Source organism: Aeribacillus sp. FSL K6-2848, from assembly GCF_038004325.1.
Lineage (GTDB): Bacteria > Bacillota > Bacilli > Bacillales > Aeribacillaceae > Aeribacillus > Aeribacillus composti.
In genome coordinates, this window is sequence record NZ_JBBOQQ010000001.1 from 3,874,958 (window position 1) to 3,895,790 (window position 20,833).

Genomic DNA, 20,833 nt, shown 5'->3' on the forward strand with positions numbered 1-20,833 from the left:
CTCCTCTAAACACGTTTTCCTGATACTTTCGAGAACAATCCATTTGGCATGAAGAATAATACGATTAAAAGAAGAGTGAAGCTAATGGCATCTTTATATCCTGAAGATAAATATCCTTCCGTAAAAGATTCTAATATTCCGATTAAAAATGCTCCGGCAATAGCAGCAGGTGCATTTGACAACCCTCCAATTACTGCAGCAATAAATGCTTTTAAGCCAATCATGATTCCCATATCATACGAAGCACCCGAAATGGGGGCAATCACTATTCCTGCGAGCGCTCCAAGACCAGCACTAATGGATACTGCCCAAAACGACATTTTTTGGGGGCTGATTCCCATTAGCCTTGCTGCAAAACGATTGACAACACAAGCTGTTACCGCTTTTCCTAAGTAGGTTTTATTAAAAAAGTAGTAAAGGACAGCTAAACTTAATAAGGAAATGCCGATAGCCCATAAGCTTTGCGGCTGAATGGTAGCATCCAAAAAATTGATATTCTGATTTCCAGAGAAAGGACGCAGCGCCAAAGGCTGAGTTCCCCAAATTAAAATGCTAATTCCCCGAAATACAAAAGCTGCACCTATCGTAATAATAAGAAGTGTTGCGGTTGATGAATTTCTTGCAGGATAAATTGCCAACCTTTCGAACAAACCACCGATAATCGTGACTATGACAACACTTACTGCTATTGCAATAATTAATGGAAAGCCCATATTGACAAACGAAATACAAGTAAGTGCACCCAGCATGGCAAAATCGCCTTGTGCTAAATTTAAAAGGCCGGTTATGTTGTAAATAATGACAAATCCAATAGCAATCAGTGCATAGATGCTTCCAATGGTCAGTCCAGAAAAAATTAACTGAATAAATTGGCTGGTCAGTTCCATTCCCACACTTCCCTTCTATTTTTGGTCTTTAGGGATCTTCCCCGTACTTTTAATCGTTGAAGATCCCTTTACAGCATTATTCTGCAATGACAAATTTGCCGTCTTTGATTTGAACCATAACTAAGCTGCTTTCATCAAGGCCAGTATGATTATCTTTCGAAAAATTGAATATTCCGGAAATTCCAACAAAATTTTTCGTATTTTCGAGCTGTTCTCTAATTTTTTCTTTGTCAGTTCCGGCTTTTTCAATTGCATTCACTAATAAATAGAATGCGTCCCAAGTATGGCCTCCAAACGTATTTGCGTCGTAGTTGAATTTTGCTTTAAAATCCTCTTTATACTTAATAAGTGTTTCTTTTTGCGGATCATTATCCGGCAATTGTTCAGCGACAATTAAACGCCCTGCAGGAAAAATAACTCCTTCCGCTGCTTCTCCGGTTAACTCAATAAACTCTTTAGTACCAATTCCCTGACTTTCAATAATGGGAAGTTTCATTCCTAATTGATGGAGATCTTTCGTAATAACTGAAGACTCCTGAGCAGTTCCCCAAACGATAATTGCCTGTGGATTTGATTTCTTTACGCGAGTCAGCATCGCTTTCGCATCATCAACAGTTGCTTCAAATTCCTCTTCAATAACAGCTTCAATGCCGTATTCACCTTTCAGGCGATTAAATTCTTCATGAGCACTTGTGCCGTATTGGTTGGCAACATTCAGCCAGGCAATTTTCGTTAAATTTTTTTCTTTCAAATAGGCTAAAATTTTAGGAATTACTACATCATCACTTTGTGTCGTTTTGAAGATCCAGTCCCGTGAAGAATTATCATCAGGTTTTACAATTTGTTTACTTGTAGCTGATGCAATGAATGGAGTTTTTGACTTTTCCGCAAGCGGCACCATTGCTAAAGCATTTCCGCTTAGCGTACCCCCAACAACAGCCAATACTTTATCCTGCTCAATTAATTTTTTCATAGACAGCACGGCTTCATTTTGATCGGACTTATCATCATAGGCAATCAGCTCTATTTTCTTTCCATCTATTCCATCGTTTTCATTTACTTGCTCCACCAGCATTTTTACCGTTTCCATCTGTGATTTTCCTAAAGGAGCACCGCCGCCCGAAGCTGAATAAATAGCACCAATTTTAATGACATCGGAACCACCGGAATCATTATTTTTTCCACCGGCGCTTTCAGAATTTCCGCATGCTGCCAGCATAGAGAGAAATAACATCAAAATGATCAACGAAACAAATTTTTTCAACGTAACCCCCTCCTTTATTTTTGGCAAAATTCCTTAAAAGCTTTATCTTTCTTAGTGACAACGCTTTCACATTAGTGAAATCAGAGGACCACCCCTTTCCTTTGACCAACAAATCATCAATAATATTATATATGATTTAAGATATGGTTTCAAATATTTAAAAAATTCTATCTTTTCTTCCTCCTAGCATTTTCTACTCATTCAAAATCCACTTGTAGAGAAAGAAGCTTCATCTATTGATTTTCTTCACAACAAGGGTTTAGAATTTGATCTTGTTATCTATTAATATATATAAAATAATATATGATATTAGCCAAAAAAATTTCCTTGAACAAATCCAACTGAGTTTGATCAGTTGAATTTGTTCGAAATTGTTTTATTATGAAAATTTTTGCCGATTTCTGAATGCTTCTGCTGTATTTAATTTGTGTTGGCGGACAAATTCCTCAATTTGGTTGGGCGGAGCCTTTTCTCGAAGCAATCGAATAATTTCTTCGTGCTCTTTAATGGACTCTTTAGAGCGCTTCGGAACGAGTGTGAAACCATAAGTCCGTATCCGCTTCATCCTCTGCCAAATTTGCTTAATCTGCTCCTCTAAAAAGTTATTGCCGCAGTTTTCATATATTAAGGTGTGGAACTGATAATTTAATTCACTGAATTGCTCTAATTCAAAATCTTGCAGCGACTGTTTCATCTTTTCGTTTAATTCTTCTAATTTTTTGATCGTCTCCTCCTTTATAATATTAGAACTTAAAACAGTCGCGTAGCCTTCTAGCACCGCCAAAACCGAAATGGTTTGCAAATACTCTTTTTCGTTGATATTGCTTACAACTGCTCCGCTATACGGCTTATATTGAATTAAGCCTTCTGCTTCCAATTGGCGGATCGCTTCTCTGACAGGGATGCTGCTTAAATTCAGCTCTTTTGCAATTTGATCGATTACTATTCGATATCCAGGCCCGTAAGCACCATTTTCAATTCGTGAAAGAATATAATCATATGCAATTTGTGTTTTATTTTTTACCTTCTGTTCCATACTTATATCATATATTAAAGAATATATACTAACAAGCAAAACGAGTTAGCTTTCTATTATTGCTGAGCCGAAATCGTTTCGGCTTTTTTTGATTTACCAAACTGAGGAATGTGATGATCTCCAATCGCCACATGAATTACTTGAACCTCTGTATAAAAATCAAAACTATAATGTCCGCCCTCTCGGCCAATACCGCTATATTTCGTTCCGCCAAACGGGATTCTTAAATCCCTGACGTTTTGCGAGTTTACCCAAGCCATTCCGCTTTCAATCGATTGGACAATTCGGTGTCCGCGCTTCAAATTGTTCGTCCATACATAAGCAGCCAGCCCATATTTTACATCATTAGCCATTTTTATGACTTCTTCTTCAGTCTCAAATGGTATGACTGCCATGACAGGTCCGAATATTTCCTCTTGAGCCACTTTCATACCGTTATGGCAATTCAGAAGAAGTGTCGGTGGAACAAAGTTGCCGTTTTTCAATGATTGCGGAACGTTTCCTGAAAACACTTCTGCCCCTTCTTTTTTGGCTATTTCAATGTAATGTAAAACGGTTTCCCAATGTTTTTTGTGAATTAGCGGCCCTAGTTCTGTCGAAGAATCCAATGGATCCCCTACCGAGATATTTTGCACACGCTCTTTCAGCCGTTCAACAAAGGAATCATAAATCGATTTTTCCAAAAACAACCGCGAATTGGCTGTACAGCGCTCCCCGTTAAGAGAAAATACTCCCCAAACGACAGCATCCAAGGCTTTTTCCAAATCAGCATCGGCAAAGATAATTGCAGGAGATTTTCCTCCTAGCTCCATAGAGGTTTTTTTCAACGTATCTGCGCTATTTTTTATTATTTCGGCACCTGTTGTCGTCTCGCCCGTAAAGGAAATAAGCCGGACATCAGAATGTCTCACGAGGGACGCGCCAGCTGTTTCCCCAAAGCCGTGAACGATATTAAAAACTCCCTCTGGCAGTCCCGCTTCATGAATAATTTCAGCCAGCTTGTTAGCAGTCAGCGGCGACCATTCAGCAGGTTTTAAGACAACCGTATTACCTGTTGCCAACGCCGGAGCCACTTTCCATGTTTCCAGCATGAACGGAGTGTTCCATGGAGTAATTAAACCTGCCACCCCAATTGGCTTGTAAATAGTATAATTAATAAAATCTCCGTCTACTTTATACGCTTCTCCTACCATGCGGCTTTTAACCATTTGTGCATAAAATCGAAAGTTTTCAGCTGCACGGGATGCTTGCTTTTTCGTTTGACTGATTGGCAATCCTGTATCTAGAGATTCCAAATAAGCAATTTCTTCCGCATTTTCTTCAATTAATGCAGCAATTCGTAAAATATACTTCATTCTTTCATCTACCGACATTGTTCCCCAAGGGCCGTCAGCAAAAGCTTTTTTGGCAGCTTTTACTGCTAAGTCAATATCTTCTGCAAATCCTTCCGCTACCTCATTGATTACTTCATTATTAAAGGGATTAATATTCTCAAAGCTTTTCCCTGCAACTCCCTCTACAAACTTGCCATTGATATAATGAAGAACTTTCCCAACTTTATATGTGGTCATTTCGATTCCTCCAAGTATGCAATTAATTTTTGTAGCGCTGATGAATGTTATTATATTTGTACGTTCCAAATTCACTAAATTCATATAGTTCTAAAGACAAGGCAAGATATCTCCTTTTGAAAAGGATCGAAAAATGATCTTTCATCACGGCAAAGATCTCATCACAAACTGCTTTTTTATCCTCTTCAGTACGCCCAGCGCCAATCTTTAGCGTACCGTGGACAAAGGCATCATCCTCAAAGCCGTCAGCAACACAATAATCTTTCAATTCAATGGCTCTAGATCTCACGCCTCCAATTGGAAATATATCGCTTTTGGAAATTAGCACATCATTAACTTTTTTCAGCAGCTCTGGAATTTTTGCCTCTTTTTTGATATTGTCGGTATATTCTAAAATAAAATGCGGCATAACGTCAGCTCTCCTTTAAAGTGTTGGTGACGGAGAAAAGATTCTGAATGACAGCTTCATATAATTCGATTAATTAAACGTCCAATCCCTTCTATTTCTGTAATCACTTCATCGCCAACATTAACATTGACCGCTCCTTTAGGTGTTCCTGTGAGAATTATGTCCCCGTAATTTAAGGTCATAAAGCTAGTTAAATACTCGATTAACATAGGGATTGTAAAAATCATATCTTTTGTATTTCCTTCCTGCACTAACGCTCCATTAACGTAAGTCCGAAGGACCAAGTTCATCGGATCTGGTATATCTTCTTTATCGACAAGCCAAGGGCCTATCGGGGTAAATGCATCGCGATTTTTCACGCGCAAATTCGGCCGGTAATAGTTCTCTAAATAATCCCTGACAGCGTAGTCATTTGCAACCGTATATCCTAAGACGTATTCATACGCTTCACTAGCCTTGACATTACGCGCCATTTTTCCGATTACCACTGCCAGTTCACATTCATAGTGCATAAAATCTACATCAGGAGGACGTTTCGTTTCAGATCGATGCCCAACAATCGTATTCGGTCCCTTTAGAAACACAAGCGGTTCAGTTGGTGTATGAAATGACAGCTCTTTAGCATGATCTGCATAATTCAAACCTAATGCAAAAACAGTCCGCGGGCTTACAGGCGGAAGCCAGACTACGTCCTTTTCTGTCACTTTACGATGATCATTCAGTTGAAGGAAGCCGTTATCTTCAATTGCTTCATAAATGGTGCCGTTCATAGCAACTCTAGCTCGTTTCATCGCACAGCCCCCTTCACATAATCCGCTTCATGAACAATTGTATTTTCTAGACTGCCTACACCTTCAATTTCTATGCGAACATGGTCTCCTGCCTTTACTAAAGGCGCTTGCTCAGGAACACCTGTCAGCAGCACATCTCCTGGATAAAGCGTCATAAATTCTGTTATATCAGCCAGCAGCCGAGCAACTGGCCGGATGAAATTTTTCGTGTTATTTTTTTGCGCAAGCTTTCCATTGATAAAAACGCGAATGTCCAATGAATCAGGATCATCTATCGATTCCTTTTTGATGATCCACGGACCAACCGGATTAAATCCATCTCTTGCCCGCTCCCTTATCGCCGGACGATAAATGTTTTCGTGTGGAATTGCTACATCATTCACAACTGTATATCCAGCAACATATTGAAAGGCTTCTTCTTCCTTTACTTTAGTGGCAGTACGCCCAATGACCACGCCGAGTGCTGCCCCTACTTCTAATTCGTCTGCATCCTCAGGCAATGGTATGGGGCTCCTGTAGCCACTTAATGTGTTAATCGGTTTTATATATAAAATTGGCGCTTTCGGTGGTTCGTTATATGGTGAATGTGCCATTTGCTCACGATATCGATGAAAGGCGCCTTGATAATTCAAAAGGACACCGTAAATCGTACCTGAAACCGGAGGCTCCCAAGAAAGCTGATTGACGTGATATTGAGTTCCATTTAAAAAAATTGAATTGTTTTCTGGATCCACTTCGGCTTCCGTTATATTTGGCATTCCAAAAATTTTCACTACTGCATTGCCCATCCAATTCACTCCTTAGCAGGCGCAATACATCAGCCCTTTTTAGCTTGCCTTAATTTTTTACTTTCTCTAAAAGACCATATTTTTGCAGCGTTTGCCGAATTCTTTCTTGAAGCTCCTCCGCAGGCAAATCAAGAGGCAATCTTAATTTCGGCGTGATTTTTCCCATCATTCCAAGCGCCGCCTTTACAGGTCCCGGATTTGTCTCGGCAAATAAAATATCGTTTAATTCCATTAACTCGAAATGGAGGTCCTGAGCTCTCTTTATATCGCCTTCAAACCAAGCATCATGCAATTCCGCAACTTTTGCCGGTTCCACATTAGCCGTTGCACTAATAGAACCTGCTCCCCCGATTGCTAGCATTGGATAGCATAAAAGCTCGATTCCTGAAAATAGTAAAAAATCTCTTCCGCAATGAAGCAGCACCCGATTCACATGCTCAAAATCTTTATTGGATTCTTTTGCACCGATAATGTTCGGGCAATCCTCCACTAAACGAGCCATTGTTTTGACCTCTAAATTTACAGCTGTTCTCCCTGGGATGTTGTAGATAATGATCGGAATATCTACAGAATCAGCTACTGCTTTAAAATGCTTATACAACGCATGCTGGGACGGCCTATTATAATACGGAACAATGACCATCGCAGCATCTGCGCCAATTTCTTGTGCAAATTTCGTTAGTTCAAGTGTTTCATCATGATTAGTCGATCCTGTTGCCGGAACAAACGGGACTCGGCCATTCACTGTTTTTTTCGCCAGCTCCATTACCTGCTTGCGTTCCTCCGTTGTTAATGAACTGGGTTCGCCAGAAGTTCCTGTCACTGAAATCCCATGGCTGCCGCTTTCAATTTGCCAGTTGATTAAATTTTTCATCGTTTCAAAATCAATATTGCCTTCCGCATCAAATGGAGTAACAACAGGAGCAATCGATCCTCTTAATCTTTGCTTTATTTCGTTATAAGACATATATAAGCAACCTCCTGAACAAAATGATTATTATCTGAATATTTCAAATCTCATTAATTTATTTTTATTATATATATAATCATATATGATTTCAACTATAAATTATTATATGACTGTTCGGCTAAAAAGATCATAAGCAGCAGCAACTGGTCGATCAAGCAATTGTTCTATGAACCTCAATTGGACATTATTTTTTTCTGCTATTCTATCCAATCCGTCAATAACACCCTCAAATAAGTAAGGTTTTAATGTTTTGTTCGTTATATGGCATAAACCGTTGTAAAATGTCTCATTGAATTCTATTTGGATTTTATAAATTCCCGGTTTAGGCAGGAAATAATCATGATCGATTTGCGCTTTAAAAATAAAATTGTTGTCAGCATCCCCTCGTTCCATCGATTTCACTAAACATGAAACACGATAATAATCTCCAAGATAATGAGGTATTTCACTTACAAGGCCTGACTCTAGCAGCTTCCGAATTATGGAGGAGCTTATTTTTTCTTGTTTATATTGGATTTTCGGTATGGTCGTCACATCAAAAAATCCCGTTCCAACGTTTTTCAGCTTCTCCATATTCCCTTTTCCTTTAAAACCATACGTAAAGTCGAAGCCGGCAACGACATGTTTGCACATCAAGCCTTTTAAGTATTGATTCACAAAGTCTTGATCGGATAATTCAGAAAAATTTTTGTCAAATTTCACAATATACAGTTTCTCTACCCCTAATTGTGAAAAGATTTCCATTTTGGAAGGAAGCGGCGACAGATAGGAGATAACTTTTCTATCCGTTTCAATGACTTGACTTGGATGCGGAAAAAATGTCATCACGGCAAATGTTAGTTTTTTTACTTGCGCAATTTCTTTCGCTTTTTCAATGATTTTCTTATGTCCTAAATGCACTCCATCAAAGAAGCCGACTGCCATGACACACGGCTCGGGTTTGCATTCCGCTAATACTTTGGAATTGTTAATATAAACGACTTCCATCCATTCACCCCGCGTTGGCATGACTAGCCAAATTTCTATATTTTCCTTCAAAAAATAACAATGGGGCACCTTCCTTCATATAAATGTCAGTCACTTTTCCAATGTATAAAGTGTGGTCGCCGGCAACATGTGTATTGTATACGTCACATAAAATATTTGCTAACGAATTGGGCAGCACTGGTTGATCACCGACCCAATCAAAAGTAACATTTTGTTTCTCTTTTAATTGACCGGCAAAAAGCATTGATAAATCTTGTTGTTCTTCAGACAAAATATTTACTGTAAATTTTCCTGTCTGCTTAATGATTTCATTCATTTTTGCTTTTTCTCCAATTGAAATGAGAATTAGTTTAGGATCTAAAGAGACAGACATAAATGCATTTGCCGTCATTCCGCGTACTTCCCCATTTAGGGCAGTCGTAATGACAGTGACTCCTGTCGCAAACTTCCCCATCGCATTTCGAAACGTGCGATCATCCATGTTACACACCTCTTCCTACGTTTATTTATACTTGCCGATTTATCACGATTAATTTTAGCTCCGTCATTTCTTCAATCGCATATTTAATTCCTTCTCTCCCCATTCCGCTCTCTTTAACTCCACCGTATGGCATATGATCGACTCGGAACGTCGGGATATCATTAATCATTACACCGCCTACTTTTAGCTCTTCAGCCGCATATAAAGCATGGTGGATATTTTTTGTATAAATCCCTGCCTGCAGTCCATACCGGGAATCATTTACATACTCAACAGCCTGTTCAATCGATGAAACCTTTTCGATTAACACTACAGGGCCGAAAATTTCTTGACAGGAAACTTTCATATCAGGTTTTGTGTTGAGTAAAACCGTCGGTTCGACAATATTTCCTTTCGCATTTCCCCCTGTTGCAACTATTGCACCTGTTTTTTTAGCTTCTTCGATCCAGCTGATGACACGGATTACATCATGTTCGGAAATCAGCGCTGAAACATCTGTTTGAAAATCCAGCGGATCTCCTGTTGTCAGCTTTTCCGTTTCTTTCACAAATGCATTGACAAACTCATCATATACATGTTCATGTACGTAAATTCTTTGCAGCGAGATGCATACTTGCCCTTGGTTAGAAAAAGCCCCTTTAACACATCTTGGAATGATGCTTTTAACATCAATTCCTTCATCTACGATCAAAGCCGAGTTGGAACCTAACTCAAGCGTGACACGTTTCAAGCCTGCTTTATTTCTGATCTCTTTTCCGACTTGCGGGCTTCCTGTAAACGTAATCATTTTAACCCGCTCATCTTCTACGATTTTTTTGCCAACGATGCTGCCGCTTCCTGTTACAACATTTAATGCACCATCAGGCAGTCCTGCTTCCTGCAATAATTCAGCTATAAAGAAAGCAGATAACGGTGTTTGGGAGGCCGGCTTTAAGACAATCGTATTTCCGGAGGCAATGGCCGGTCCTACTTTATGCGCAACTAGATTCATTGGAAAATTAAACGGAGTGATAGCTCCTATTACACCGATCGGTTCACGAACCGTATAAGCAGTCCGATTTTCCCCGCCGGGCGCCGCATCTAATGATAGTGCCTCACCATGAATTCTTTTTGCTTCTTCAGCCGAAAATTTATATGTTTGAATGGTTCTTTGCACTTCCTCTAATGCTGTTTTGATTGGCTTCGCCGCCTCTTTTGCAATAATTTCTGCCGCTTCCTCTTTCCTCTTATCTAAAAGCATCACCAGTTTTTCCAAAATGTGTCCGCGTTCATGTTTTGGCATTTTCGCCATTTTCAGAAAGGCGTTATGTGCGGCTTCGATCGCTTTTTCAACGTCAGCTTCTGAAGCAATTGGAATTTCTGCAATTACTTTTTTATTATATGGAGAGGAAAGAGGAGCATAATGTTCTGCTCCTACCCAACTTCCACTAATAAACAATTTTCTTTTCATCGCTACCTCTCTTTTCTTACTTAAAATTAAATGACAAAATCAGGTTTTAGCTTTTGCACACTTGGTTCTTTTAGTTCAACTAACTCTCCGCTATGAATATCAAATACTTGTGATGCTTCATTAAACCAGCAGTCCGGTGCTTCATGCCCCCAAAATGTTTGGCGTCTTGGATCATTTATATCCCAGCGAATCGGCAGAAAATCCGGATCGCTTGTCAAGTAATCTCCATTGTATAATTCAATTCGATGTCCATCTGGATCACGCAAATAGAGGAAAAATGCGTTTGAAAGACCATGGCGTCCAGGGCCTCTTTCTATATTTTTCGCATATCCCATAGCCGCTAACACATCACAGGCATGAATGAGACTAAGTTGATCCGACAGCCAAAAGCCGATATGGTGAAGACGAGGGCCGTTTCCATTCATAAATGCCAAATCATGCACATTAGGTTTTCGATGCAGCCATGCAGCCCATAATTCATTATTTTCTGTTTCGGTATACTCAGAACACGCAAACCCCAGCTCTTTTACGTAAAAGTCATATGCTTTTTGTACATCCGGAACCATGCAATTAAAGTGGTCAATTCGCTGTATTCTTGCTCCTTTATATAAGTCATATCTTTGCAGCAGCCTTTCGACCGTGTCCATTCTGGCAAAAAACTCAACTGGAAGACCTGAAATATCCTGCACACGGAAAGCCCTTTCAACTGCATGCTGATTTTCTATCCATTTTGGATTCATATTTTTTTGTTGAAAATAGTCATATAATTTGTTTAAATCCTCATCGGAATAAACCTTGTAACTGATCGCTTCCACACCAGGCTGCTCTGCTTTTTTCAACACCAGGCTGTGATGATTATGTTCCTCATACCCTCTGAGATATAAATGGTTTTCATCAGCCTCTGTCACAACGAATCCTAAAGCGTTTTCATAAAAATCGCGTGAAGCCTCCAAATTTGTCACCAACAGTACCGCCCTTGCACAACGAATAATATTAAAATCTACCATCTTGAAGTCCCTCCCTATTAAATTCCCCCGAGAATACAGAAAAATATAGTTTGCTAGAATCATATATGATATTATATATTAAGTCAAGTTCAACTCGCTATGCTGTCATGATCGCTTTCACAATTAACGTTTGGCACCTTCATTTATTGTTTGTTAAACAGTTGTTACTTTTGTAGTTCCTAAAAATTCACGAACCAAGTCTTTGAAATAATCTTTTTCGTACCCGTCAAAATAGACCATACCCATGCGGACCGGATCTCCAAAGAAATAATATTCATAATGAGTTTGACGGCTTCCAAATGCGCTCATTGTAATATCCCAAGCTAAACGGAACAACTGAACGCGCTCATATCCATCAATATTTGCTCCTTGCATCGCTCTTCTGACAATATCGCCGATTTCTTCATTATTAAAATCAGCTTCTGTCGGAATGGCCATTAATCCAGAAGCGCCAAGAATCCTTAAGATTTCCACTAAACGAGGGTAAATTCTTGGGTACCAATTTCGAGCAGCATCAAGCGCAGCAAAATCCGGCGTCATTGTTCCCCATTTATCAAGCTTTGCATTATGTTCTGCACGATATAAATGACTGCGCATTGTCTCAAGAGTCAGCATAATTTCTGTTCCTTTATCTTTTACATGCTGAAACTGTTCAATTCCAATAGCCTCCATAATTAAAAGGACAACTCCAAGTATAAATTCAGTTTTCACTACATTTTTGGCAACTACTTGATGCGACATGTGGACAACGGCATTCGTCTCACGGAAGGTTCGGTTGCAAATGGAAGAATTGCCGCAGACAAATACCCGTTCCCAAGGAACGAAAACGTTTTCAAACGAAACAATAGCATCTCCTTCTTCAAATCGCGACCCGAGCGGATGATCCCAATGACTTTTTCCATAGTCAAAGGCTTCGCGGCAAATAAATTTTACGCCTGGAGTATTATTTGGAATTGCAAAAGCTAATGAATACGGGTCATCCCCTTCACTTGATTTTTTAACTGTTGAAGGAAAAACTAATATTTCATCCGTTATGCCGCCTTGCGTAGCCAACAAACGAATCCCATCAACAATAATTCCATCTTTATTTTTCTCGACTAAATGCAAGGAAACATTTGCATCCTTTTGCTCATGCTGAGCTTTAGAGCGATTAATCTGCGGATGTATAAGGGTATGTGTTAAAGAAATATCGTTTTCTCTCGCATATTCATAATATTTTCTTGCGTTCTCCGCATACATTGGATCATCTTCTGCGAACAGATCATTCGCTATTCCCATTGCCATCACTTCAGCATTTAAATAATCTGGAGACCGCCCCATCATTCCGGCGGAAGTTCGAGCCCATTCCTGTATTGCTTCGCGTCTTGCAATCAGTTCTTCTTTTGTGGTAGGCTGCATAAATGTTATACCGACTTTTTCTCCTGTTGTTGGTGAAGTATACAGCATCTTATCAGCTTTTTCATATTGAAGATCGTAAAGCTTTGCCATTGATTGAATCACATTTTTCAATGCAGGATGCTCCGTGACGTCATCAACTTTCTCCCCATGAATGTAAACGCTGCTTTTCGCTTTCTTCAAACGCTCAATATACTCTTTTCCAGTTTTTGCAGGCATCTTCATTCCCCCTTAAATAGATTTTTTCATCCACAATTCGATTTACTTTTTTGAATCTTCAAAAATAATATAACATATGATATCATATATGAAAAATATGAAAAAAATTGGTTTTGTATATAAAAAAAATATGCACCTTCACATGAGGTGATCAGATTGATTGACATTAAACAGCTGAAATATTTTGCAGCGATTGTCGAGGAAGGACAAATTACACGCGCGGCGAAAAAGCTGCATATGGCGCAGCCGCCTTTAAGTCATCAGTTGAAGCAATTGGAGGAAACGCTTGGAGTCATTTTATTAGAACGGAACGGAAAAAAACTTGAATTAACGGAATCCGGGAAAATTTTCTACAAAAAAACGAAACAGCTCCTTCATCAATTGAATGATATGATTTTGGAAGTCCAAGAAATAAACGATGGAACGAAAGGCACATTATCAATAGGATGTGTGAAATCATGCTTTTCCTATTTACCCAAAACAATGCGGAAGCTTCTTGAGAAATTCCCCAATGTCAAATTCCATTTAAGAGAAGGAGATACATTCTTAATCAGTGAATTTTTAAAAAGCAGAGAAATAGAGGTAGGGATTATACGATTGCCCATTGATACCGATGAATATCAAACAATAAAACTGCCAAGCGATCCATATGTGGCCGTCATCCCGCAGCATTGGAATTATAAACATCATTCTATTCAAATGAAAGATATAAAAGAAATGCCTTTGCTTCTATTACACCGAATCAGCGGGAAAGGCCAGTATGAAATGGTTGTGAATGAATGCGCGCGGCATGGATTTGAACCAAAAATTTTATGCGAGTGTCCTGATGTAACGATTCTTTTATCATTAGTTGCAGAAGGTGTAGGTGCAACGATTGTCCCAAAATCTGCCGTTTCCAATTTTCAAATTCCAAACATTCAAATGCTGGAAATTGAGGATTCATCCATTACAGCTGAAGCATCGATAATTTTCGAAAAAAATCGGTACCTGTCTAAAAGTGCAGCGAATTTTATTAAGATACTAAAAACTGAATATCCGATTGATGATCAGCTTGGCAGACCGCAGCCAAATAAATAACTGTAGATGAGCAAATTCACTAACATAAATTTACATCCGAACAAAAAAGGAGACATGAACCCGATTCCTTGATTAGAATAGATGTGTCACCAAACCATTCTCAAGGAGGTTCATGTCTCATGAATAGACTACCACATCACCAAGGAATCGACAAGTTTTTCGCAATGTTGGGGCTGGCCCTTTATTTCTCTAAGCCGGTCATGAAGCATCTCGTTCATATTATCGATGCGCTGACAACGAAAGGATTTGTGGGAACCTTGACCGATCTGCATCATGAGAGCTTTCATCCCAACCATCGAACGACACTGAGCCATTTTTTCACGAAAAGCCCTTGGGATGAAGAAATCTTGCTTCGCAAACTCCAGCAGTGGATGCTTCGTCATGTGGAACGAACGGCCAAGCGAAAGAATCACCCCATTTTTGTTTCGATCGATGATACGATCTGCCGAAAAACGAAGCCTTCGTCACAGGCGAAACACGCTATTGAAGGGTGTAATTGGCATTATTCTCACGCGGACAAAAAGTCGATTTGGGGACACTCTCTCGTCTGGCTCATGGTTCATACGATGACGCAAGCCTTTCCCTTTGCGTTTCGCCTCTACGACAAGGCGGATGGGAAAAGCAAGGGTCAATGGGCCATCGAGATGCTTTCTTCTTTGGATGTGCACGGTTCTGTTTATGTGCTGATGGATTCTTGGTACCCATCGAAAACACTCGTGGAAGCCTGCCTGAAAAAAGGATTCCACGTCATTGCGATGCTCAAGACGAATCGGGTTCTTTATCCAAAAGGCATCGCCATCCAAGCCAAACAGTTTGCCCGCTATATCGAACCGAACGACACCCATCTCGTCACGGTGGGAGAAGAGCGTTATCGCGTGTATCGCTACGAGGGAGCGCTGAAAGGTCTCGATGATGCCGTTGTGTTGTTGGCTTGGAAAGCCGATCAGCCGATGACACCTGAACATCTTCACTGCGTCTTGAGCACCGACCGGGAGCTAAGCGATGAAGAGATCTTGCGCTACTATGCCCAGCGTTGGTCGATCGAATGCTTTTTTCGACAAGCGAAAGACCAGCTGAAGCTCGATGGGTACCGCGTTCGTCAACGTCGGGCGGTGAAACGGTATTGGATCTTGGTGCAACTCGCTTATGTGTACAGTATGGTCGAATCCAACAGCGATTTCTCTACCGGGCTTGACTTCCTTCGAAAGAAGAAAGGACATAGCCTCGTGGAGTTTATTTACGATGCAGCGAAACAAGATATTCCCATTGATGTCGTTAAAAAACAGCTTCATGTGGCATAAGGGGTACTCCGTTTGTCTCTTTTTACATGGTAATTATTGTAATGAAAATTGCTCAACTACAGTAAATAAATAAATGCACACCGAAGAGAATCTTTGTTTGGAATTCATGTCTATTATAGTGGCACAAGGACTTAAAATTGAAATCGAGAGAAGACCTCGACTTAACTAGATTAAAAGGCTGGCTTCTTTTCTCAATATTCTACGGTTGTGTTCGCAAAATATTGGGCGGTGGATAGTTTTCATCAACTAAAAAGTGATGAAGAAATATATTTCCTCATCACTTCTTAGATCCTGTTGTTGCCCATGTCAATTTATACGTAACTTTCTTTTTGGTTCCTTCGTTAACGAGCTTGAATCTGTAACGATCTTTTGGTGAAAATTTCGGTGAATCGAAACGGGTTGTGCCGTTTTTGTTAGCATTGATCGTTTTGATCGTTTTCCAGCTTCCTTTATTATTTTGTTTAATTTGTATATACAGCTTAAATGTTCCTTTTGCTGCACTTGAAGCTTCAATGCTTCCGTATGAGATGGAGACATTTTTTGTGCTGCTCGTCCACTTTTCTTGATAGCTTGGCGTTTCGACATAATTGGTAAAATAGCCGCTTTTGTATTGAAAAAGAGAAAGACCTGCTGCTTTTTTCGGAGCTGCTCCAAAACTAGCAAAACCAAAAAGTATTAAGACAACAGCTATTGCACCTATTATGAAGTTCTTTTTCATTATGAATATTCCTCCTATCCCATCATTATCCAGATTGATTATAATATGGGTGGATCATAAATGCATCCTCCGAATGAACTAACATAATTTAGTAGAAAGAACCGATTTTTGAAAAATAGTATCTTTCAATCTATGAATGACAAATTGCTGCTTCTCAATCAGCACACAGAGGAAAAATTGAAGGTCATGAAATTGCCGAAAACGTATTGAAAAAAACGCATGAAATAATGCTAAATGTCCAGAAGTCCTGATTACGGAGAAGAGCGCTTTTAGGTTTTAAGTTGTTTTCAGCTGACAGGGACACTACCTAGTGAGAAAATCATCCTTTCAGCAAACAGACAAACTCGTCCAAGACGTTTGAATCGCTGCGCCCATTTATAACTGTGCTCCGACAAACTTGTATTAGATGTTATGAAACTGATCCAAAAGCGGGAAAGCTCGCAGCCTGTATTATTAACGCGCCGTTAAGAGGTAAATTGCAAAATCAACAGAGGTTTTGTGGACAAGCAGCCTTGATAACCTTCTTTGTTTTACTAGATAAATTGGGAAAATCTCCATGCTCAACTTTAGATCGGTCAATCGCTTACTTCCATTTTTCTCACATAAAAGACACCTTTAGAATACGTGCAGCACAATTTCTTCCATAATAGATTCCGCCTTGATGTAAAATATATGTTTGGAGGATAAAAACATGAAACCAAAGGTGATAGTATATAAAAAATTGCCTGAAGATATTTTAAACAGCTTGAAACAAGTATGTGAGATCAAATATTACCCCGACAGTGAAGACTATTCTATATTTCTGCATGACTTACATGACGCTGAAGGGATTATTGGCGCAGGAATGCGAATCGATCAGCATTTTTTAAAGCAAGCTCCAAAATTGCGAATTGTCAGCAATGTTTCGGTTGGATATGACAATTTAGACATTCAGGAATTAACGAAACGAAACATTATGGCAACCAATACACCTGATGTTTTAAATGAAACAACGGCTGATGCAATTTTTGGGCTGCTCCTTATAACAGCTAGAAGAATGGCGGAGTTAGATCGTTACGTAAAAGAAGGCAAATGGGAAGCCCCGATTGGAGAAAATTTATTTGGTGTTGACGTTCACCATAAAACACTTGGGATTATCGGCATGGGGAAAATCGGCACCGCCATTGCCAAACGAGCACATTTCGGTTTTGGCATGAACATTTTATATCATAACCGATCCCGCAATCAAAAGGCAGAGGAACAATTTCATGCCACCTATTGCGAGCTTGAGGACTTACTAAAACAATCAGACTTTGTCTGCCTTATGACGCCGTTAACATCAGAAACAAAGCATTTAATCGGGCTAAAACAATTTCAATTGATGAAACGAAGCGCCATTTTCATCAACGGTTCAAGGGGCCAGACCGTCAACGAAAAAGACCTTATTTACGCGCTCCAAAACAAACTCATTTTAGGTGCCGGGCTTGATGTATTTGAACAAGAACCTGTCCCGAAAGATCACCCTCTGTTAAAAATGAATAATGTCGTCACATTACCGCATATCGGCTCAGCAACTTATGAAACGCGGTATGCAATGGCAAAACTGGCGACGGAAAATTTAATAAAGGGGCTGAAAGGATTATGTCCGCCCAATTTAATAAATCAAGAAGTGATGCGAAAGTGAATTGCTAATTTCAAACATTGACCATCGGAAACACTCCTTTCCAAAAAATCTTTTCAATCGAGTAGGAGGGAGCGATTAACTCCCGTCCTCTCACACCACCGTACGTACGGTTCCGTATACGGCGGTTCAATTAAGATAATTGACGCAAGTCTTTATAACTTCCGTGAATAGCTGTTCTCTTTATGCCAGTGGTCACTCCACCCTCCAAGAGATCTCCCACGGGATTCACCGCTTCCTCCCTCAAGTGAGGTACTACGTTTTCTGTGTTCATCATGACTCACTGAATGCCAAGGGCTATTCTCTCTTAATTGTTCGGTCCTTCTTAGTTGTTCTAGACCAACTAATACTATGACCTCTGCTGACTTCTGACTGTTCAGCTATCTATCACTAGATAGGTTACCAAGGTTACTTGGCGTGCCAGCCAGACCTCCCCGGGTAAGAGTGTAATCTTTCCTTCCATCCATCTGCTTCATTTACTCTGTATCACCTTCGGCAGAAAGGGCTTTGTTTTGTCTTGCAAACTCACCCAGTGATACCTAGCCTCATATGAAGTTCGTGTTCCTCAGACCGGAAGTTTGCCGCTCGCTTCCTTCAGATTCCGCGTCACCACGGACACCCTTGCGTTAAGCTAACTGCTACTTCTGCCTTCGCAGCTCGGGACTTTCACCCTATAGATTACACCCATGCCGGGCGCACAAGAAAAAAGCGTTCTCCACGGAGGCGCTTTTTTTCTTTGAAAACATAAAATGTGAGTCCTTAAACTGCTGCTTGCTGAAACCTAGATAAATAATGATTCATTCAAGCCGTTCTAAGGTCAGCCTTTAGCTCCAGGCTGAGGAGGCTCACACTCTTTTTCAATGGGCTGCTTTTTCTGTTATATTTCATTCGCTGCTGATGATTGTGCTGAAATAATCAAATCGTTTTCTTAAAGCATTCAGCAGTCATGGATGCTAGTTTTTATTTGCAGATCGGACGTTGGATGATCTGCTTTTTTTTACGTATTTAGTTAAATAATTCGTGAAATGGAATTTTTTTAAAAAGATACTTTTTACAAAAATGTCATTTATGTTAATATAAAAAAAGATATTTCTATTTTCCGGTCATCAGATGACCTGTTTATCTGTTGTCAGAAAATTTAATAAAATGAAAGGAGGCGGACAAAGCTCTAAATGAACTGAAAGCTTCGTGAAAATGAAAGCGTTTAAACAATTCGATTTTATAACGAAAAATTTGAAGAAGGGGAGAAAGCCATGGTCAAGGGTAAATGGAAAATATTGATTGCCAGTTTAGTAGGAAGTGCGATTGAATGGTTTGACTACTTTCTTTATGGAACAGTTGCATCATTAGTTTTTAACCAATTGTTTTTTGTTAATGAAGACCCTACAGTCGGATTATTAATTGCCTATACTTCTTTTGCTTTAGCGTTTTTCCTCAGACCTGTTGGCGGAATTATTTTCAGCCATATTGGCGACAGGTTAGGAAGAAAGAAAACATTGGTTTTAACCCTTAGCTTAATGGGAATTGCCACATTTGGCATGGGGGTAATGCCTACGTATCAAGTGATCGGAATTTGGGCTCCTATCTTTTTGACTCTGTTGCGTTTCATACAAGGTTTAGCTCTTGGCGGAGAATGGGGAGGCTCTGTTTTACTAGCTGTTGAATATGCTTCAAAAAATAATAGAGGTTTTTTTGGAAGTGTACCTCAAATGGGAATTTCTTTAGGATTGATTTTAGGCACCCTTGCCCTTTCAATTATGTCACTTTTGCCGCATGATCAATTTATGTCATGGGGCTGGCGTGTTCCATTTCTGTTAAGTGCATTGCTTGTAATTTTCGGGCTGTGGATTAGAAAAGGAATTGATGAGACGCCTGCCTTTAAAAAAGCTCAACAAGAAGGAGAGGTTGCTAAAATTCCATTGGTAGACACTCTTCGCTACCATTGGAAAGAGGTTTTAATTGCGATGGGTGCAAAAGTCGTGGAAACTGCACCGTTTTATATATTTGGTACGTTTATTGTATCGTATGCCACTTCAACTTTGAATTTTGATAATACAGATGCATTAAATGCTGTACTGATAGGCTCTATCGTAGCTACAATCGTCATTCCGCTCGTCGGAAGCTTATCAGATCGAATCGGACGAAAAACGATTTATATTAGCGGAATTATACTCACTATTTTATATGCGTTCCCATATTTTTGGATGCTTCAACAAAATTCGGTGTTTTTATTAATTTTAGCAACGGTGATCGGCCTAGGCGTTATTTGGGGATCTGTGAATGCAGTTCTCGGCACAATGATTTCAGAAATTTTTTCGGCCAAAGTTCGATATACGGGAATATCTCTAGGCTATCAGCTTGGGGCTGCAGTTGCCGGAGGGACCGCACCGTTAATTGCAACCGCTTTATTAGTGGAATTTAACAATTCCTACATTCCTGTTGCCATTTATATTATTTTCGCTGCATTGATCAGCTTCATAGCTATTTGGTCTGTAAAAGATGGAGCGAATAGAGAGCTGAATGATAAAGTACAAATAAAGGCTTAAGAAAATTACAAAGCCCAGATTATTCCATTCCATGTGGATAATCTGGGCTTTATTTCTCACCATACTTGGGGTTGTTAATATAAAAATGAATAATTTTTCCATTAATAGGTATAAAAAAGCGAAAACTCTGGTATCGTAATTGTTGACTAGACAAACTAATTTATCAAATCTATGCTGCCATTACCATCTTTTTTATGGTTTCTATGCCTTCTGATGAAGTGCCTGCTGTTTTTCCAACCCAAGCAGCACCTCCATGCATTCTTTGTCCCATTTGCT

Annotated in this window: 18 protein-coding genes; 4 read left to right on the forward strand and 14 right to left on the reverse strand. The window is 39.6% G+C overall.

The window, feature by feature from the left end; all coding sequences use genetic code 11:
* Positions 1-5 precede the first annotated feature (5 nt).
* The 13 genes from NSS70_RS18590 to hpaB all read right to left on the reverse strand — a co-directional run bounded on the left by NSS70_RS18590 (position 6) and on the right by hpaB (position 13,255).
* A complete protein-coding gene (locus NSS70_RS18590; RefSeq protein WP_063388844.1) occupies positions 6-887 on the reverse strand; it encodes a branched-chain amino acid ABC transporter permease in 882 nt (293 codons plus the stop codon).
* A 76-nt stretch (positions 888-963) separates the two neighbouring features.
* Positions 964-2,151: an ABC transporter substrate-binding protein gene (locus tag NSS70_RS18595; RefSeq protein ID WP_340882234.1), complete on the reverse strand. Its 1,188-nt coding sequence runs from the start codon at positions 2,149-2,151 to the stop codon at positions 964-966.
* A 379-nt stretch (positions 2,152-2,530) separates the two neighbouring features.
* Positions 2,531-3,187: a GntR family transcriptional regulator gene (locus tag NSS70_RS18600; RefSeq protein WP_063388846.1), complete on the reverse strand. Its 657-nt coding sequence runs from the start codon at positions 3,185-3,187 to the stop codon at positions 2,531-2,533.
* Between the two features lie 56 nt (positions 3,188-3,243).
* Positions 3,244-4,758, reverse strand: a complete 1,515-nt coding sequence (gene hpaE / locus NSS70_RS18605; RefSeq protein ID WP_339197764.1) for a 5-carboxymethyl-2-hydroxymuconate semialdehyde dehydrogenase — start codon at positions 4,756-4,758, stop codon at positions 3,244-3,246.
* A 22-nt stretch (positions 4,759-4,780) separates the two neighbouring features.
* Positions 4,781-5,167, reverse strand: coding sequence for a 5-carboxymethyl-2-hydroxymuconate Delta-isomerase (locus NSS70_RS18610; protein ID WP_339210506.1), 387 nt, complete (start codon positions 5,165-5,167; stop codon positions 4,781-4,783).
* A gap of 56 nt (positions 5,168-5,223) precedes the next feature.
* Complete coding sequence (locus NSS70_RS18615) at positions 5,224-5,958, reverse strand: fumarylacetoacetate hydrolase family protein (RefSeq protein ID WP_340882237.1); 735 nt, start codon at positions 5,956-5,958, stop codon at positions 5,224-5,226.
* Entirely contained in the window at positions 5,955-6,746 is a 792-nt protein-coding gene (locus NSS70_RS18620) for a fumarylacetoacetate hydrolase family protein (protein ID WP_339193468.1), read from the reverse strand. Before NSS70_RS18620 ends, NSS70_RS18615 begins: the two co-directional genes overlap by 4 nt.
* Positions 6,747-6,795: 49 nt before the next feature.
* On the reverse strand, positions 6,796-7,713 hold the full coding sequence (gene hpaI / locus NSS70_RS18625) for a 2,4-dihydroxyhept-2-ene-1,7-dioic acid aldolase (protein ID WP_130156668.1): 918 nt from the start codon (positions 7,711-7,713) through the stop codon (positions 6,796-6,798).
* A gap of 105 nt (positions 7,714-7,818) precedes the next feature.
* Positions 7,819-8,703, reverse strand: a complete 885-nt coding sequence (locus NSS70_RS18630) for an FAD synthetase family protein (protein WP_340882241.1) — start codon at positions 8,701-8,703, stop codon at positions 7,819-7,821.
* A 4-nt stretch (positions 8,704-8,707) separates the two neighbouring features.
* Positions 8,708-9,184: a flavin reductase family protein gene (locus NSS70_RS18635; protein ID WP_327862877.1), complete on the reverse strand. Its 477-nt coding sequence runs from the start codon at positions 9,182-9,184 to the stop codon at positions 8,708-8,710.
* A gap of 25 nt (positions 9,185-9,209) precedes the next feature.
* Positions 9,210-10,634, reverse strand: a complete 1,425-nt coding sequence (locus NSS70_RS18640; RefSeq protein ID WP_340882243.1) for an aldehyde dehydrogenase family protein — start codon at positions 10,632-10,634, stop codon at positions 9,210-9,212.
* Between the two features lie 26 nt (positions 10,635-10,660).
* Complete coding sequence (gene hpaD, locus NSS70_RS18645; RefSeq protein WP_063388855.1) at positions 10,661-11,641, reverse strand: 3,4-dihydroxyphenylacetate 2,3-dioxygenase; 981 nt, start codon at positions 11,639-11,641, stop codon at positions 10,661-10,663.
* A 153-nt stretch (positions 11,642-11,794) separates the two neighbouring features.
* A complete protein-coding gene (gene hpaB, locus NSS70_RS18650; RefSeq protein ID WP_130156676.1) occupies positions 11,795-13,255 on the reverse strand; it encodes a 4-hydroxyphenylacetate 3-monooxygenase, oxygenase component in 1,461 nt (486 codons plus the stop codon).
* A 156-nt stretch (positions 13,256-13,411) separates the two neighbouring features.
* On the opposite strand from hpaB, the gene NSS70_RS18655 reads away from it, so the two are divergent.
* Both NSS70_RS18655 and NSS70_RS18660 read left to right on the forward strand, forming a co-directional pair.
* Positions 13,412-14,332, forward strand: coding sequence for a LysR family transcriptional regulator (locus NSS70_RS18655; protein ID WP_063388857.1), 921 nt, complete (start codon positions 13,412-13,414; stop codon positions 14,330-14,332).
* Positions 14,333-14,451: 119 nt separating this feature from the next.
* A complete protein-coding gene (locus NSS70_RS18660; RefSeq protein ID WP_063388773.1) occupies positions 14,452-15,633 on the forward strand; it encodes an IS701 family transposase in 1,182 nt (393 codons plus the stop codon).
* 277 nt (positions 15,634-15,910) lie between these two features.
* On the opposite strand, the gene NSS70_RS18665 is transcribed toward NSS70_RS18660, so the two are convergent.
* Positions 15,911-16,351: a hypothetical protein gene (locus NSS70_RS18665; protein ID WP_340882246.1), complete on the reverse strand. Its 441-nt coding sequence runs from the start codon at positions 16,349-16,351 to the stop codon at positions 15,911-15,913.
* Between the two features lie 691 nt (positions 16,352-17,042).
* Between NSS70_RS18665 and NSS70_RS18670 the strand changes: the two genes are divergently transcribed.
* Together NSS70_RS18670 and NSS70_RS18675 are read left to right on the forward strand one after the other, a co-directional pair.
* The gene (locus NSS70_RS18670) at positions 17,043-18,014 is read left to right on the forward strand and encodes a 2-hydroxyacid dehydrogenase (RefSeq protein WP_340882248.1); all 972 of its coding nucleotides are present in this window, start codon (positions 17,043-17,045) and stop codon (positions 18,012-18,014) included.
* 1,250 nt (positions 18,015-19,264) lie between these two features.
* Entirely contained in the window at positions 19,265-20,557 is a 1,293-nt protein-coding gene (locus NSS70_RS18675) for an MFS transporter (protein ID WP_063388860.1), read from the forward strand.
* The last annotated feature ends 276 nt before the right edge of the window (positions 20,558-20,833 follow it).